Annotated in this window: 12 protein-coding genes; 8 read left to right on the forward strand and 4 right to left on the reverse strand. The window is 73.7% G+C overall.

The window, feature by feature from the left end; all coding sequences use genetic code 11:
* The first annotated feature begins 31 nt into the window (after window positions 1-31).
* The 3 genes from V1634_RS24145 (at window position 32) to V1634_RS24155 (ending at window position 3,433) form a co-directional block, all read left to right on the forward strand.
* Window positions 32-511, forward strand: a complete 480-nt coding sequence (locus V1634_RS24145; protein WP_331210275.1) for a SigE family RNA polymerase sigma factor — start codon at window positions 32-34, stop codon at window positions 509-511.
* 2 nt (window positions 512-513) lie between these two features.
* The gene (locus V1634_RS24150) at window positions 514-1,662 is read left to right on the forward strand and encodes an LCP family protein (protein WP_331210168.1); all 1,149 of its coding nucleotides are present in this window, start codon (window positions 514-516) and stop codon (window positions 1,660-1,662) included.
* Between the two features lie 175 nt (window positions 1,663-1,837).
* Window positions 1,838-3,433 (forward strand): glycosyltransferase family 4 protein, encoded by a 1,596-nt coding sequence (locus V1634_RS24155; protein WP_331210276.1) that lies wholly within the window; start codon window positions 1,838-1,840, stop codon window positions 3,431-3,433.
* Here the strand turns inward: V1634_RS24155 and V1634_RS24160 are convergent.
* Window positions 3,424-3,639, reverse strand: coding sequence for a hypothetical protein (locus V1634_RS24160; RefSeq protein ID WP_331210169.1), 216 nt, complete (start codon window positions 3,637-3,639; stop codon window positions 3,424-3,426). The two genes, V1634_RS24155 and V1634_RS24160, sit on opposite strands and share 10 nt — an antisense overlap.
* 137 nt (window positions 3,640-3,776) lie before the next feature.
* Here V1634_RS24160 and V1634_RS24165 point away from each other — a divergent pair, with 137 nt between their 5' ends.
* Together V1634_RS24165 and fbaA are read left to right on the forward strand one after the other, a co-directional pair.
* Window positions 3,777-4,157, forward strand: a complete 381-nt coding sequence (locus V1634_RS24165) for a phage holin family protein (RefSeq protein ID WP_331210170.1) — start codon at window positions 3,777-3,779, stop codon at window positions 4,155-4,157.
* Window positions 4,158-4,392: 235 nt separating this feature from the next.
* A complete protein-coding gene (fbaA, locus tag V1634_RS24170) occupies window positions 4,393-5,421 on the forward strand; it encodes a class II fructose-bisphosphate aldolase (RefSeq protein ID WP_331210171.1) in 1,029 nt (342 codons plus the stop codon).
* Between the two features lie 90 nt (window positions 5,422-5,511).
* Here fbaA and V1634_RS24175 read toward each other — a convergent pair whose 3' ends face one another.
* The gene (locus V1634_RS24175) at window positions 5,512-6,786 is read right to left on the reverse strand and encodes an LOG family protein (RefSeq protein ID WP_331210172.1); all 1,275 of its coding nucleotides are present in this window, start codon (window positions 6,784-6,786) and stop codon (window positions 5,512-5,514) included.
* 236 nt (window positions 6,787-7,022) lie between these two features.
* On the opposite strand from V1634_RS24175, the gene V1634_RS24180 reads away from it, so the two are divergent.
* Window positions 7,023-7,451 carry a DUF3151 domain-containing protein gene (locus tag V1634_RS24180; RefSeq protein ID WP_331210173.1) on the forward strand — a complete coding sequence of 143 codons (429 nt, stop codon included), beginning with the start codon at window positions 7,023-7,025 and terminating at the stop codon, window positions 7,449-7,451.
* A gap of 155 nt (window positions 7,452-7,606) precedes the next feature.
* On the opposite strand, the gene V1634_RS24185 is transcribed toward V1634_RS24180, so the two are convergent.
* Both V1634_RS24185 and V1634_RS24190 read right to left on the reverse strand, forming a co-directional pair.
* A complete protein-coding gene (locus tag V1634_RS24185) occupies window positions 7,607-9,343 on the reverse strand; it encodes a MinD/ParA family ATP-binding protein (protein WP_407951844.1) in 1,737 nt (578 codons plus the stop codon).
* A 1,059-nt stretch (window positions 9,344-10,402) separates the two neighbouring features.
* Entirely contained in the window at window positions 10,403-11,398 is a 996-nt protein-coding gene (locus V1634_RS24190) for a diacylglycerol kinase family protein (RefSeq protein ID WP_331210174.1), read from the reverse strand.
* Window positions 11,399-11,524: 126 nt separating this feature from the next.
* Between V1634_RS24190 and V1634_RS24195 the strand changes: the two genes are divergently transcribed.
* Together V1634_RS24195 and purD are read left to right on the forward strand one after the other, a co-directional pair.
* A complete protein-coding gene (locus V1634_RS24195; RefSeq protein ID WP_331210175.1) occupies window positions 11,525-12,826 on the forward strand; it encodes an adenylosuccinate synthase in 1,302 nt (433 codons plus the stop codon).
* A gap of 75 nt (window positions 12,827-12,901) precedes the next feature.
* A complete protein-coding gene (purD, locus tag V1634_RS24200) occupies window positions 12,902-14,191 on the forward strand; it encodes a phosphoribosylamine--glycine ligase (protein WP_331210176.1) in 1,290 nt (429 codons plus the stop codon).
* The last annotated feature ends 55 nt before the right edge of the window (window positions 14,192-14,246 follow it).

A 14,246-nucleotide genomic window follows, 5' to 3' on the forward strand; every position in this document is an offset into this window, starting at 1 on the left:
GTCTATAGGAAGGAGAGGCCCGGAGGTGCCAGTGACGTACGAGGAGTTCGCCGACTCCAGACTCACCGCGCTGCTGCGCTACGCGGTGATGCTGACCGGCGATCCCCATCTCGCCCAGGATCTCGTGCAGGAGACGATGGTGCGGGTCCAGCTCAACTGGCGTCGGGTGACCCGGGCCGACGCGCCCGAGCGGTACGTACGCCGGATGCTGACCAACCAGTACCTCGACTGGCAGCGCGGCTCCTGGGTGCGCCGGGTACTGCTGCGCGCGGAGCCCGACGAGGCGCTGGCGGTACGTGTCGACCACGCCGAGACCACCGTGGAGCGGGACCAGGTGTGGAGCTGGTTGGCCCGGTTGCCGCGCCGGCAGCGGGCCGCGCTGGTGCTCCGCTACTACGAGGACCTGCCGGACGCCGAGATCGCCGAGGTGCTCGGCTGCGCCGTCGGCACCGTGCGGTCCGCCATCTCGCGCGCCCTCGCCACCCTTCGTGCCGAATTCGTGGAGGCCTGAGAATGAGCGACGACGACATCCGGGTGTTCGACGACTCGGCCGGGTCGGACGAGTCGGGCGCCGGCCCGGACCAGCGGCCGGTCGAGGACGAGCTGCGGGCGGCGTTCGCCCGGTACGAGTCGCTGACCCCGGAGGCCGGGCCGCTGCGGGCGGCGATCGACCGGCGGGCCTCCCGCCGACGCGGCCGGCGGCGCGCAGCCCGGGTCATCGGGGCCGCCCTCGCCATCCTCGGCGTGCTGGCGGTGCCGACGTTCGGTCGTACCGTGGGGATGCCGCCGGTCTCCGAGGTCGCCGCACCACCGCTCGCGGCCCGGGCGACCGGCCCGGCCGAGCCGCTGGACTTCCTCGTCCTCGGCGTCGACGGCGGAGACGGCCGGAGCAACGGCCACCGCGCGGACACCGTGCTGCTGGTGCACGTGCCGGCGGACCGCAGCCGGCTCTATCTCGTCTCGGTACCTCGGGACCTCGGCGTCGAGGTGCCCGGGCACGGCTTCGGGAAGCTGAGCGCCGCCTTCTACCTCGGCAGCCACCGGCCGGGTGGCCGGCCGGACCTGGCCGCCGGGGCCGCGCTGACCGAGCGGACCGTCACCGCGCTGACCGGGATCCGGTTCGACGCGACCGCGACGCTGACCTACGCCGGGCTGCGGCAGCTCACCGACGCCGTCGGCGGGGTCCGGGCGTGCCTGCCGCAGCAGGTACGGTCCCACCACACCACCCGGGTCTTCCCGGCCGGCTGCCAGCGGCTCGACGGCGCGGCCGCGCAGGACCTGCTCCGCCAGCGGTACGGGCTGGAGCAGGGGGCGCACGACCGGGACCGCAACGGGCAGCGGTTCGCCGAGGCGCTGCTGCACGAGGTCACCGATCCGGCCAACGGCCTCAACCCGGTCCGGGTCGCCGAGATCGTCCGGGCGCTCGGCCGACACCTGACCCTCGACCTGGACGGGACGACCCCGCAGGAGCTGTTCGGCGCGCTGCGGACGGTGGCCGCGGCGGACGCGGTCGGGATCGGCTGGACCTACCACCCGGACCGTGGGCCGGTGGGCCAGGTCGAGAGTCTGGACCCGACCCAGAGCCGCAGCCTCTTCGACGCGTTCGCCCGGGACACCCTGGCGGAGTGGGTCGGCAGGCACCCGGAGCGCGTCACCCGCTGACCGGTCCGACCGGTTCCGTCGCGCGCTGTTCACCTCCGTGTCATCTCGTTCCCGCCCTGGTCGCCGGGGCCGGCTCGTACACTCGCCGGGTCCGTGGGGGCGGTGCGTGGGACGGAGCCGAACGATGACGCCGGACGATGCCGGGACGGGCCGCCAGGTGCGGGGCCGGATCGTCATGCTGGTCGACAACGGCGTCCACGGGGACTCCCGGGTGCAGAAGCAGGCCCGCTCGGCGGCGGACGCCGGCTGGGAGGTGATCCTGCTCGGCCGGTCGCCGACCGGGGCGCCGCAGGACTGGCAGCTCGGCGGGGCGCGGGTACGGCTGCTGCCGATGCCCGAGCCGCTGTTCCGCAAGCGGCACCAGTACCGGCGGGCCTGGCTGCGCTGGCCGCTCGGCTATCCGCCGAACGGGATCGCCGAATACCGGTCCCGGCAGGTCGACGCCTGGCGGGCGGACCTGCGGTTCCGGGGCGCGCAACTCGAACTGGCCGCCCGGGCGGGCCGGCGGGACCGGGCGGCGGAACTCCTGCTCCGGCTCCGGCTGCTGCTGGCCGCGCTGGCCGGCCGCTGGGTCTGGGTCCGGACGAAGATGCACAACCGGGGCCGCTACGCCCGCCGCTACCGCAACCCGTGGGACCGGGCGTACACGCTCTTCTGGCAGTTGACGATGGGGAACGGTGCCTGGCGGCGGCTCGAACCGGGACTCTGGGACTACGAGCTGGCGTACGGGCCGGTCGTCGACGAGCTGGCGCCGGACCTGATCCACGCCAACGACTTCCGGATGCTCGGGGTGGGTGCCCGAGCCAAGATCAGGGCACAGGCCGCCGGCCGGCCGGTCAGGCTGGTCTGGGACGCCCACGAGTTCCTGCCGGGCATCCGGCCGTGGCAGCCGAACATCCGCTGGCTGCCGGCGATGCGGGCGCACGAGCGCGAGTACGCCCGGTACGCCGACGCCGTGGTCACCGTCTCCGACGCGCTCGCCGACCTGCTCCGGGCCGAGCACCAGCTCGCCGAGCGGCCGGCGGTGGTGCTGAACGCGCCCGCCGCCGAACACGCCCCGGCCGGGGTGGACGGGTCCGGGCCGGACCTGCGGCAGCGCTGCGGGATCGGGCGCGACGTGCCGCTGGTGGTCTACAGCGGCAGCGCCGCCGAGCAGCGCGGCCTGCGGACCATGGTCGACGCGCTGCCGGAGCTGCCCGGGGTGCACACCGCGCTGGTGGTGAACCCCGACCTCCAGTACGTGCGCAGGCTCGTCGCGCACGCCCACCGGATCGGCGTCGCCGACCGGGTACACGTGCTGCCGTACGTCGAGCACTGGCAGGTGGTGCCGTTCCTGGCCGGCGCGGACGTCGGGGCGATCCCGATCCACCACTGGCCCAACCACGAGATCGCGCTGATCACCAAGTTCTTCGAGTACGCGCACGCCCGGCTGCCGCTGGTGGTCAGCGACGTGCGGACGATGGCCGAGACGGTCCGGTCGACCGGGCAGGGCGAGGTGTTCCGGGCCCGGGACGTCGCCGACTACGCCCGCGCGGTCCGGGCGGTGCTGGCGGACCCGGGGCGGTACCGGACCGCGTACGACCGGCCGGGGCTGCTGGCGGGCTGGACCTGGGCCGCCCAGGCCGAGATCCTCACCGGGATCTACCGCCGGCTGCTCGCCGGGGCGCCGGAGCAGGGTGAGCCTCCCGCCCCGCCGGCTGGGCTTTCCGACCCGTCGGTGACGGTGCCGGGGAGCCCGGCTGAGTTACCGGCGCCGGCGGCTCAGCGGTAGTCGTCGTCGTCGGAGCCGACGACCTGGGCCTGCTCCACGGCGTCCCACTCGTTGACCTCCAGCCCGCGCTGGACGGCCGGCTGGTCCTCGACGTTCGGGTCCGCGACGGTCGCCTGCTCCAGGGCGTCCTCGGCCGGCGCCTCCGGGTCACGCTCGTCCGGGCTGAGGTGGTTGCCGGGAGCGAAGTCCTCGTCGGGCTGGCCCATGTCCTACTCCTGCCGGTCGGTGCCGCTGCTCTTCACCGTACGGGCTGAGCGGGCGACCCGTACCCGGAGCACCGTGCCCGGTCCCGGAGCGGGCTAAACCGCCCGTCCGGCTCCGGGTCGCGTGCCACGATGATGCGGTGGGCTTCCTGTTCCGGCTGGTGATCAGCGCATTGGCGCTGTGGATCACCAGCCTGGTGGTGCCCGGTATCGAGCTGACCGGGCGGACCACCGCGGACGACGCGCTGACCGTACTCGTCGTGGCGTTCATCTTCGGGGTGGTCAACGCGGTACTCAAGCCGATCATCCGGGTCGTCGGCTGCGTCTTCTACGTGCTGACCCTGGGGCTGTTCGCGCTGGTCGTCAACGCGCTGCTCTTCCTGCTCACGGACTGGATCGCGGACGTGTTCGACCTGCCGTTCGAAATCGACGGCTTCTGGCCGGCCTTCTACGGGGCGATCGTGATGGCGGTGGTGAGCTGGCTGCTCGGTGTGGTCTGGCCGGGCCGGTCCGAACGCTGAGCCGGGCCGGGTGGGTTGAATTGGCGCGAGCGGGCTACGGGATACTTCGGGGCGGAGGACAGCGCGGTCCGGGCGCACCCAGCGAGTCCCTTCCCACCTGAGCCGCGCGGCGCCCGCGTATCGACCCTCACCCGGGGACCAGGACCAGGACCACGGGCCGCGAGGGGAGGTGGGAAAGAGGTTCATCCAGACAGCGGCCGAGCAGGCCGAGAGCGGTTAGTAAGGAGCGTTTCACATGCCCATCGCTTCCCCCGAGGTCTACGCCGAGATGCTGGACCGCGCCAAGGCGGGCCGGTACGCGTACCCGGCGATCAACGTGACGTCCTCGCAGACCCTGAACGCGGCGCTGCGCGGCTTCGCCGACGCGGAGAGCGACGGCATCATCCAGGTCTCCACCGGTGGCGCGGAATACCTCTCCGGCCCGACCGTCAAGAACATGGTGACCGGGGCGGTGGCGTTCGCCGCGTACGCCCGGGAGGTGGCGAAGAACTACCCGGTCAACGTCGCGCTGCACACCGACCACTGCCCGAAGGACAAGCTCGACAAGTTCGTCCGGCCGCTGATGGCGATCTCCAAGGAGCGGGTGGCCCGGGGCGAGGAGCCGCTCTTCCAGTCGCACATGTGGGACGGCTCCGCCGTACCGGTCGGGGAGAACCTGGAGATCGCGGCGCAGCTGCTCGACGAGGCGGCGGCCGGGCACATCGTGCTGGAGATCGAGGTCGGTGTGGTCGGCGGCGAGGAGGACGGCGTCGAGAACGCGATCAACGAGAAGCTCTACACCACCGTCGAGGACGGCATCGCCATGGTCGACGCGCTCGGCCTCGGTGAGAAGGGCCGCTACATGGCGGCGCTGACCTTCGGCAACGTGCACGGCGTCTACAAGCCGGGCAACGTCAAGCTCCGCCCGGAGATCCTCAACGAGATCCAGCAGGCGGTCGGCGCCAAGTACAACAAGGGTGACAAGCCGCTCAGCCTGGTCTTCCATGGCGGCTCCGGCTCGCTGCTGGAGGAGATCCGCGAGGCGCTCGACTACGGCGTGGTGAAGATGAACATCGACACCGACACGCAGTACACCTTCACCCGGCCGGTCGCGGACCACATGTTCCGCAACTACGACGGGGTACTCAAGGTCGACGGCGAGGTCGGCAACAAGAAGCAGTACGACCCTCGGGTCTGGGGCAAGGCGGCCGAGGCGGGCATGGCGCAGCGGGTCGTCGAGGCGTGCGAGCACCTGCGCTCGACCGGTACGACGCTGGCCAAGTAGTTTCCGGCACTCCATCCCGGCGACGGGTGGGCCACGGTCGGCGATCGGTGAACCGGCCAGCCCACCCGCCCAGGGCCGCGGCGTGCAGCGCTATCCGGCGGCGGTGAGCAGCCGGACGGCCTCGTGCACGTCGTCGGTGACGTACACCGAGCGGGCCAGGTCACCGGTGGGCGCCAGCGCCAGCAGCGGCCGCAGCAGCGCCTCGATCGGCAGGGTCCGGGTCCAGAACGCGCTGTCCAGGAAGACGTACGGCCCGCTGTCGCCATCGGTGCCGTAGAACGTCTTGGTGGCCGCCTGGAACACCTCCTGCACCGTTCCGGCCCGGCCGGCGGCGAAGACGATCCCGCCCCGGGCCAGCCGGAGGATGGTGTCCTCCCGGATCGCGTTGGAGAAATACTTGGCGATCCGGCCGGCGAAGAGGTTCGCCGGTTCGTGCCCGTACAGCCAGGTGGGGATGGCGAGCCCACCGCGCCGGGCCCAGCCGTCCGGGTCGACCTCCCGCTGCCCGTTGCCGATCCCGTTCCCGCTGCTCTTCCCGATGTCGGTGGCGTTTCCGTTGCTGGTGCGGGGCTGCGGAACGGCCGGCCCGAACCGGGCCCGTACCCGCAGCGCGACCGCGGTGTAGGGGTCGTGATCGGTGAAGTCCGGTGCGGTGGCCAGCAGGTCGATCGCCGAACCGAGGTCGGCCGCCGACCGCTCGGAGAGGTAGGCGCCCAGGTTGGCCGCCTCCATCACCCCGGGACCACCGCCGGTCACCACCAGCCGGCCGGCCCGGGCCAGCTCCCAGCCGAGCGTCGCGGCCAGCCGGTACGCCGAGGTGCCGCGCGGTACCGCGTGCCCGCCCATCACCCCGACCACCGAACCCGGACCGTGCCGGGCCAGCCAGGAGCGGGTGGCGTCGGTCAGCGCGTTGTCGACGGCGTGGTCGTGCAGCCGCTGGGCCAGCGCCTCCCGCAGCTCCGGCAGCGCGCCGCCGTGCGCCCGGAAGTGCTCGTAGACGACGGTGTCGTACATTCCGGCGAAGCCGCCGGTGTCGAACCCGGCGGCAAGCTCGTCGGCGGTGTAGAGCCGGGACGGGTGCGTCGGGTACGGCACTGCCGCGAACGCGGGCACCACGGTCGCGCCGCGCCGGACCAGCTCCGCCTCCACCTCCCGGGACACGAACCGGCACCCGGCGAAGAGGGTGCCGGTCAGGTCGACCCCGGTCAGGTCCGGTACCGGATCGCGATCCAGCCGGAGCCCCTGCACGGTCAGGCCGGCCAGGCTGCCGGCCCGGAGATGGAGATCCAGTTCCTCGCGTGACTCGATCTCGTCGACGGTGTCGTCGTGCGGTTCGAGCACGTCGGCGGGGGGTGGCGTGGGCACCCTGCCATCTTGCCCCGGCCGGGCAAGCCGGCCCGCCCGGAACCGGCGAGAGCCCGACGACACCAGGTCGCCGGGCTCTCTGTTACCGGGTCCTGGGGAGGCTCCGGATCTCTATTTGTAGTCCAGTCCCGCCGGTACCGCACCGGCCGCACGCGTGACAGATCACTCAGCCTTTCAGCCAGCCCCGTGACATACCCCGCTCGCCGGAGCAGCCGGCGGCCGGGTTGAATGGTCCGATGCAGAACCTCTTGCCCGAACCGCCGGCCACCCTGCTGCCCGGCGACGACGAGGCCGAGTCGGCCCTCGCCGCCGCGCGGGCGGCGAACACCGACGAGGCGTACGCCTCGGCCGCCGCGCAGCACCCGACGTTCAGTGCCGCCTGGGCGGCGCTGGCCGCGCGGGCCCTCGACTCCGGCCAGGTCGTCGCCGCCTACGCGTACGCCCGCACCGGCTATCACCGGGGCCTGGACCAGCTCCGCCGCAGCGGCTGGAAGGGGCACGGCCCGGTCCCGTGGGGCCACGGGCCGAACCGGGGGTTCCTGCGCTGCCTGCACGTGCTCTCCCGGGCGGCCGGCGAGATCGGCGAGTCCGACGAGGCGGCCCGCTGTGCGCAGTTCCTCCGCGACTGCGACCCGGCGGCCGGGGACGCCCTCTCCAGCACCTGACCGGCACCGGTCCGGCGTCGGCGGCCGGGCGGCCACCCGACCCGCTCCCGGCCGTCGGCGAGCCGACCCGACCAGAAGCGTCGTGCCCAGACGCGCCGTGACCAGAAGCGTCCTGGCCAGGAACGCCGCGACCGGGGTCGTCGTCGTGACCGGGGTCAGAGCCCTTCGGCCACCGAGGCGGCGATCTTGAGCCAGGCGTCCCGGGTCGCGGACGAGAGTCCGGCGTACCGGATCGGCTCGCCGGTGTCGATCAACCGCTCGTACGGTGCCAGCAGCACCGTCCTGGTGCGGGCGGCGAAGTGCCGCTGGATCGCCGGTAGGTCGATCTCCTTGCGGGACGGCGGCATGGAGACCACCGTCACCGCCTGCCGGACGAGCCGCTGCCGGCCACTCTGCTCCAGGTGGTCGAGCATCCGGGCGGCCGTCTCGGCGGAGTCGTTCCTGGCCGACATGGTCACCACGAGCTGGTCGGTGGCGTCGATCGCCGCCTGCCAGTTCTGGGCCCGGACGTTGTTGCCGGTGTCCACGAAGATCAGCTTGTAGAACCGGCTGACCACCTCGCGGATCTCCGCGAAGGCGGCGGCGGTGAGCATCTCGCCACCGGTCGCGGACTCGTCGGAGGCGAGGACGTCGAACATGCCCTCGCTCTGCGAGCGTACGTACTGCGACAGGTCGCCGACCCGGCCGTGCGCACCCTTGAACTGGTAGAGGTCGCGCAGCATGTCCCGCACGGTCCGGGAGTGGAAGTCCTGCTGGGCCCGCATGCCCAGGGTCCCCTGGGTCTCGTTGTTGTCCCAGGCCAGCACGTACCCGCCGCGCTTCTGCCCGAAGGTCATCGCCAGCAGCAGGATCGCCACCGTCTTGCCGGCACCGCCCTTGGGGTTGACGACGGTCACCTGCCGCAACCCGCCGAAGTTCCGGCGGATCATCTCGATGTCCTGCTTGATCTCCTGCTCGTGCCGCCCCGGGGCGAGCTTCACCAGCCCCAGCGTGGTCTTGTTGACCGCGGCGCGTAGCCCGGTCTGCGCGACGGGGTCGGCGGGGCGTACCGCCCGGCGCCGGGCGAAGTCCTCGGCGGTGGGGGTACCGGAGTCCGGTGTCCAGAGCGGGTCGGGGTAGGCGGGTTGCGCTGGCACCCCCTGCACCCCGGCCGACTCGGCGTACGGCTGCTGCGGCACCTCGGTCACCCCGGGGTGCGGCGGGACCGGTGGCACCGGCGGTGGTGCCCAGCCGGACTGCGGGCCGGGTACCGGTGGAGGCGGGGGCGGATAGCTCGGGTAGCCGGGCTGGCTCGGGTAACCCGGCGGACCGGGCTGGTCCGGCGGCTGCGGCGGGTAGGCGGGGTGGGCCGCCACCGGAGGCGGTAGCGGCGGCTGCGGCGGTACCGGCTGTTGGGGCGACGGCGGCGGCGGATAGGCCGGCACCGGACGCGCCGCCGCCGAGTAGGCGCCGGGCGCCATCGTGGGCGGGTACGGGCCGACCGGTGGCGCGGCTCCGCTGACCGGACCGGGGCCGGGACCGGAGACGGGCTGCGGCGGTAACGGTTGTGCCGGTACCGGAGGTGGTGCCACAGGTTGTGCTGCCACCGGTGCCGGGGCGCCGTGCTGCGGGCCGACCGGTCGCTGCGGCGGCTGTGCCCACGGTGACTCGGTCGGCGGCCGGGCCGGCCCGCCCTCCGGCTGGCTCCGGCTGGTGGCCGGCAGTGTCGCCCGGCCACGGGCCGGTTCGGCGGCTCGGACGCCTTCGCCCGGCTCGGCCGCTTCGGCGGCCCGGTCGGCTTCCCGCTGCTCGGCCGGCGCGGCGGCTTTCGGCTGCTCGGCCGGCGCGGCGGCTTTCGGCTGCTCGGCCGGCCCGGCTTCCGGCCGGGCCCCGCTCGCCTCGGCCGCTCCCAGCGGCCCCGCCGGCCCGCCCTGCGGCGTGCCGGAGCCGGCCTCGGCGGCCCCGGCGGCCTGGCCGCCGCCAGCCGCCCCGCTGACCGGAATCGCCCCGCCGGTCGGGGTCGGGGTGCTGGTCGGGACGGAGTCGTTCGCCGGTATGGCGCCGCTGGTCGGGGCCGCCCCGCTGACCGGCTCCGTGCCGGCCGGTGCGACCGGGGGCGCCCCGCTCACCGGGTTCACCGTCGCCTTGCCAGTGGCCGGATTGACGGACGCCTTCCCGGCGGACGGGCTCACCGGGTTGACCGCCGCCTTGCCCGCGGTGGGACTGACGCTGGCCTTCCCGGCGGTGGGGCTGACGCTGGCCTTCCCGGCCGCTCGCGGCTCGGCCGTACCGGTGCCGCCGGTGCGCTCCTCGCCGGTCGTCGCCAGCCGGTCCGGGGACTCCGGCCGAACCCGGCCGACCGCGTCCGGGCGATGGATGTCACCGGTACCCACCGAGGCCCGGCCCTGGTTGCCCGGGGTGACCGTCGGCCAGACCCGGGTCGGGGAGTGCACCGGGGTCTCGGCCGCGCCGCTGTGCGGAGCCGGACCCGGTGGTGGCGGCGGCGCCGGCACGGGCGGGACCGGCGGGTGCAGCGGTACGGCGGTCACCGGCGGGACAGGCGGCGGAACGGGGGGCGCGGGCGGGATCGGCACGGGGCCGAACGACGGCGGGACCGGCGGCACCGGGACAGCGGGTGGCGGAGGAGGCGGTGGGGTGGACTGGTAGGGCTGGTGCGCGACGGGCTGCGGAACCCCGGCCATCGGGCCCGGCGGGGTCGCGTCCGGAGGCGGCGGTGGAGCCGGCGCCCAACTGATCGGATTGGACTCGTCGCGCGGCTCGGCGACGATCTCGTCCGGCGGCCACAGCGGCTCGGCCTCCTGCGGCGCTGGCGGCACCTGGCCCGGCACGTACACCCGGTCTCCATGATTGTTCACCACGACCTACCTACCTCCCTCCCACACCCGAGGATATGCCCGCCGATCGGCCTCGGGCCGGGCACGAAGGTCCCACCTACAGCCTTCCACAAGAGATCAGTGGTCGTACACCGCCCATGCCCCCGGCTCGATCCACCACGATCGCTTGCGGTTGAGGGTCCCCGTTACCCCGTCGTCCAGGAACGGAACCTCCGGATCCCGGGGCGTGACCGCGACCGCACGGCCACGCGCCCGCCGGACCTCGAGGCGTACCGTCCGGCGGCCGAGGCGGGACCGTTCGGTCACCGGTACGGCCACCGCCACCTCGACGGTGCCGTCGGCCGGGTCCGCCGTGGACAGCAGGCGCACCCCGCCCAGTTCGGCGTAGCCGCCCGCGTTGCCGATCGCGCAGGCGAAGAGCGGGTCGTCGCCGGCCGACAGCACGGTGTCGTCCACCTCCACCCGACCGCGCCAGGCCAACGGGGTACCGGCGTCGTTGGCGGCACCGAGCAGCGCGCCGTCCAGGGTTACCGAACCGCCGTCGTTGCGGAGCAGGTCGAGGCGGCGTACCCGACCGTCGAGCACGGCCCCGGCGACCGCCGCCGGTTCGCGGGGCAGGCCGAGTTGTCCGGCGAGGTCCCGGGGCGGACCGGACGCCGCCGACCGGCTCGGCTCCAGCGGCAGTACGCCGATCGCCGGCAGGTCCGGCACGGTCCGGTTGGCGGCGAGGTCGGCCGGGCGGCGGCTGGGCGGCGGGGCGTACCGGCGGACCAGCCGGCGCATGACGGCGCGTAACTGGCCGTCACTCGCTGTAGCGACGACGAGTCGGGTCTTAGCGTCCGGGTCGGGCCAGTCGAGCCCGTCCGGCCGGGGCGGACCGTCCAACCGGGCCAGCACGGCGTCGATCTCCCGATCCGACCGGGCGGTCACCGTCTCCACCCGGGCACCGCGCTCGGTGAGCGCGTCGGCGCAGGCCAGCACCGGTACCCGTGGGGTCTCCGCGCAGCTCGCCCGGTCGGGTGCCGCAGCGGACGAACAGCAGTCGCCGCCCGCGCCACAACCCGTCGGGGTGTCCTCACCCCGGGCGAGGGTGAGCAGTACCACGTCGTACACCGGGAGTCGCCTCCTGCCGCCAGCCGGCCTCTGCCGGCCGGGTCGTCACTTTTTGTTAGCCTGACACCCCGGGCTCGCCACGCGGTCGCCACCTGGCACCCGAGCCCCCTGGAGGCGGGTTTAGAGATGCCGGCGATCGTGCTCATCGGGGCGCAGTGGGGCGACGAGGGCAAGGGCAAGGTTACCGACCTGCTGGGTGACCGGGTCGACTACGTCGTCCGTTACTCCGGCGGCAACAACGCCGGGCACACGGTGGTGACTCCGGACGGGCAGAAGTACGCGCTGCACCTGATGCCGTCGGGCGCGCTCTCGCCGAGCGCGGTGATCGTGATCGGCAACGGTGTAGTGGTCGACCCGAAGGTGCTGATCTCCGAGATCGACGGCCTGGCCGAGCGGGGCGTCGACGTCTCCCGGCTGCGGATCTCCGGCGACGCACACCTGATCATGCCGCACCACCGGGCGCTGGACCGGGTCGTCGAGCGTTACCTCGGCTCGTCCCGGATCGGCACCACCGGCCGGGGCATCGGCCCGGCGTACGGCGACAAGGTGGCCCGGATGGGCATCCGGGTGCAGGACCTGCTCGACCCGGGCATCCTGCGCAAGAAGCTCGAACTCGCGCTGCGGGAGAAGAACCAGATCCTCTTCAAGGTCTACAACCGCAAGGCGCTGGACGTCGACGCGGTGACCGAGGAATACCTGGGCTACGCGGAGCGGCTGCGGCCGTACATCGCCGAGACCCGGGTGATCCTCTGGGACGCGCTGGACCGGGGCGAGACGGTGCTGCTGGAGGGTGCCCAGGCCACCATGCTCGACATGGACCACGGCACGTACCCCTTCGTCACCTCGTCGAACCCGACGGTCGGCGGCGCCTGTGTCGGCTCCGGCATCCCGCCGATGGCGATCAACCAGGTGATCGGGGTGACGAAGGCGTACACCACCCGGGTCGGGTCGGGGCCGTTCCCGACCGAACTCTTCGACGACAACGGCGCCCACCTGCGCAAGGTCGGCGCCGAGTACGGCACCACCACCGGCCGGGAACGCCGGTGCGGCTGGTTCGACGCGGTGATCGCCCGGTACGCCGTACGGCTCAACGGCATCACCGACCTGGTCGTCACCAAGCTCGACGTCCTCTCCGGGCTGGAGAAGGTGCCGATCTGCGTCGGCTACGAGATCGACGGCGAGCGGTACGACGACATGCCGATGACGCAGACCGCGATCCACCACGCCAAGCCGATCTACGAGGAGCTGGACGGCTGGTGGGAGGACATCTCCAAGGCGCGGTCGGAGGCGGAGCTGCCGGAGAACGCCCGCCGCTACCTGGCCCGGATCGAGGAGTTGTCCCGGGCCCGGGTCAGCGTGGTCGGCGTCGGCCCCGGCCGGGACGAGAACATCGTCCGCCACGAACTGATCCCGCCCCGAGGGGTGTAAGGAAGGGCCCCCTGTACAACAAAAAACGATAGGCGGGGGCCCTTCCTTACACCCCTGACCGTAGGATCGGTGGCCGTGCGCGTACTACTTATCGGTGGCGGCGGGCGGGAGCATGCTCTGGCGCTCGGCCTCGCCGCAGACCCGGCCGTCGACCAGTTGATCGCCGCGCCGGGCAACCCGGGCATCGCCGCGGTCGCGGAGCTGCGCCCGGTGCAGGCCACCGATCCGGCGTCGGTCGCGGCGCTCGCCGTCGAGGTCCAGGCCGACCTGGTCGTCGTCGGTCCGGAGGCGCCGCTGGTCGCCGGGGTCGCCGACGCGGTACGCGCCAAGGGCATCCCCTGCTTCGGTCCGTCCGGCGAGGCGGCCCGGATCGAGGGCTCCAAGACGTTCGCCAAGGACGTGATGGCGGCGGCCGGGGTGCCGACGGCCCGGGCCCGGACGGTCGACAATCCCGGCAGCGGGATCGGATCGGCGCTGGTGGCGCAGGCGCTCGACGAGTTCGGCCCGCCGTACGTGGTCAAGGACGACGGGCTCGCCGCCGGCAAGGGCGTACTGGTCACCGGCGACCGGTCGGCGGCACTCGACCACGCCGCCGGGTGTGGCCGGGTCGTCGTCGAGGAGTACCTGGCCGGACCCGAGGTGTCGCTCTTCGTGGTCACCGACGGCGAGACCGCGCTGCCGCTGCTGCCGGCCCAGGACTTCAAGCGGGTCGGCGACGGCGACACCGGCCCGAACACCGGCGGCATGGGGGCGTACGCGCCGCTGCCGTGGCTGCCCCCGGGCACCGTCGACGAGGTGATGGGGACGGTGGTCGAGCCGACCCTGGCCGAGATGCGACGTCGGGGCACCCCGTTCAGCGGACTGCTCTACGTCGGGCTCGCCATCACCCGGCACGGGCCACGGGTGATCGAGTTCAACGCGCGGTTCGGCGACCCGGAGACGCAGGTCGTACTCGCGCTGCTGGAGACGCCGCTCGTCGGCCTGCTGCACGCGGCGGCCACCGGCACGCTGGCCGCGCATCCGCCGCTGCGCTGGCGGTCCGGTGCGGCGGTCACCGTCGTGGTCGCCTCGGCGGGCTATCCGGGTACGCCCAGGACCGGTGACGTGATCACTGGTGCGGAGCGGGCCGGGATCGTGCACGCCGGCACCGCACACCGGGACTCGGACGGTGCGCTGGTCTCCGCGGGGGGCCGGGTCCTCGCCGGTACCGGTCTCGGCGCCGACCTCGACACGGCCCGGGCCGCCGCCTACGAGCTGGTCGCCGGGATCGACCTGCCGGGCGCGCACCACCGGACCGACATCGCGGCGCTCGCCGCGGCGGGCCGGCTCGCCGCGCCCGACCGCGTCGAGTCGCCGGCCGGCTGAGCCCGTCGGCACCGGGCGGCGGGGGCGGACCGCGACCTGTGCCGGCTGGCACGAA

Origin of the sequence: Plantactinospora veratri, from assembly GCF_036421995.1 — a bacterium.
Classification (GTDB): domain Bacteria; phylum Actinomycetota; class Actinomycetes; order Mycobacteriales; family Micromonosporaceae; genus Plantactinospora; species Plantactinospora veratri.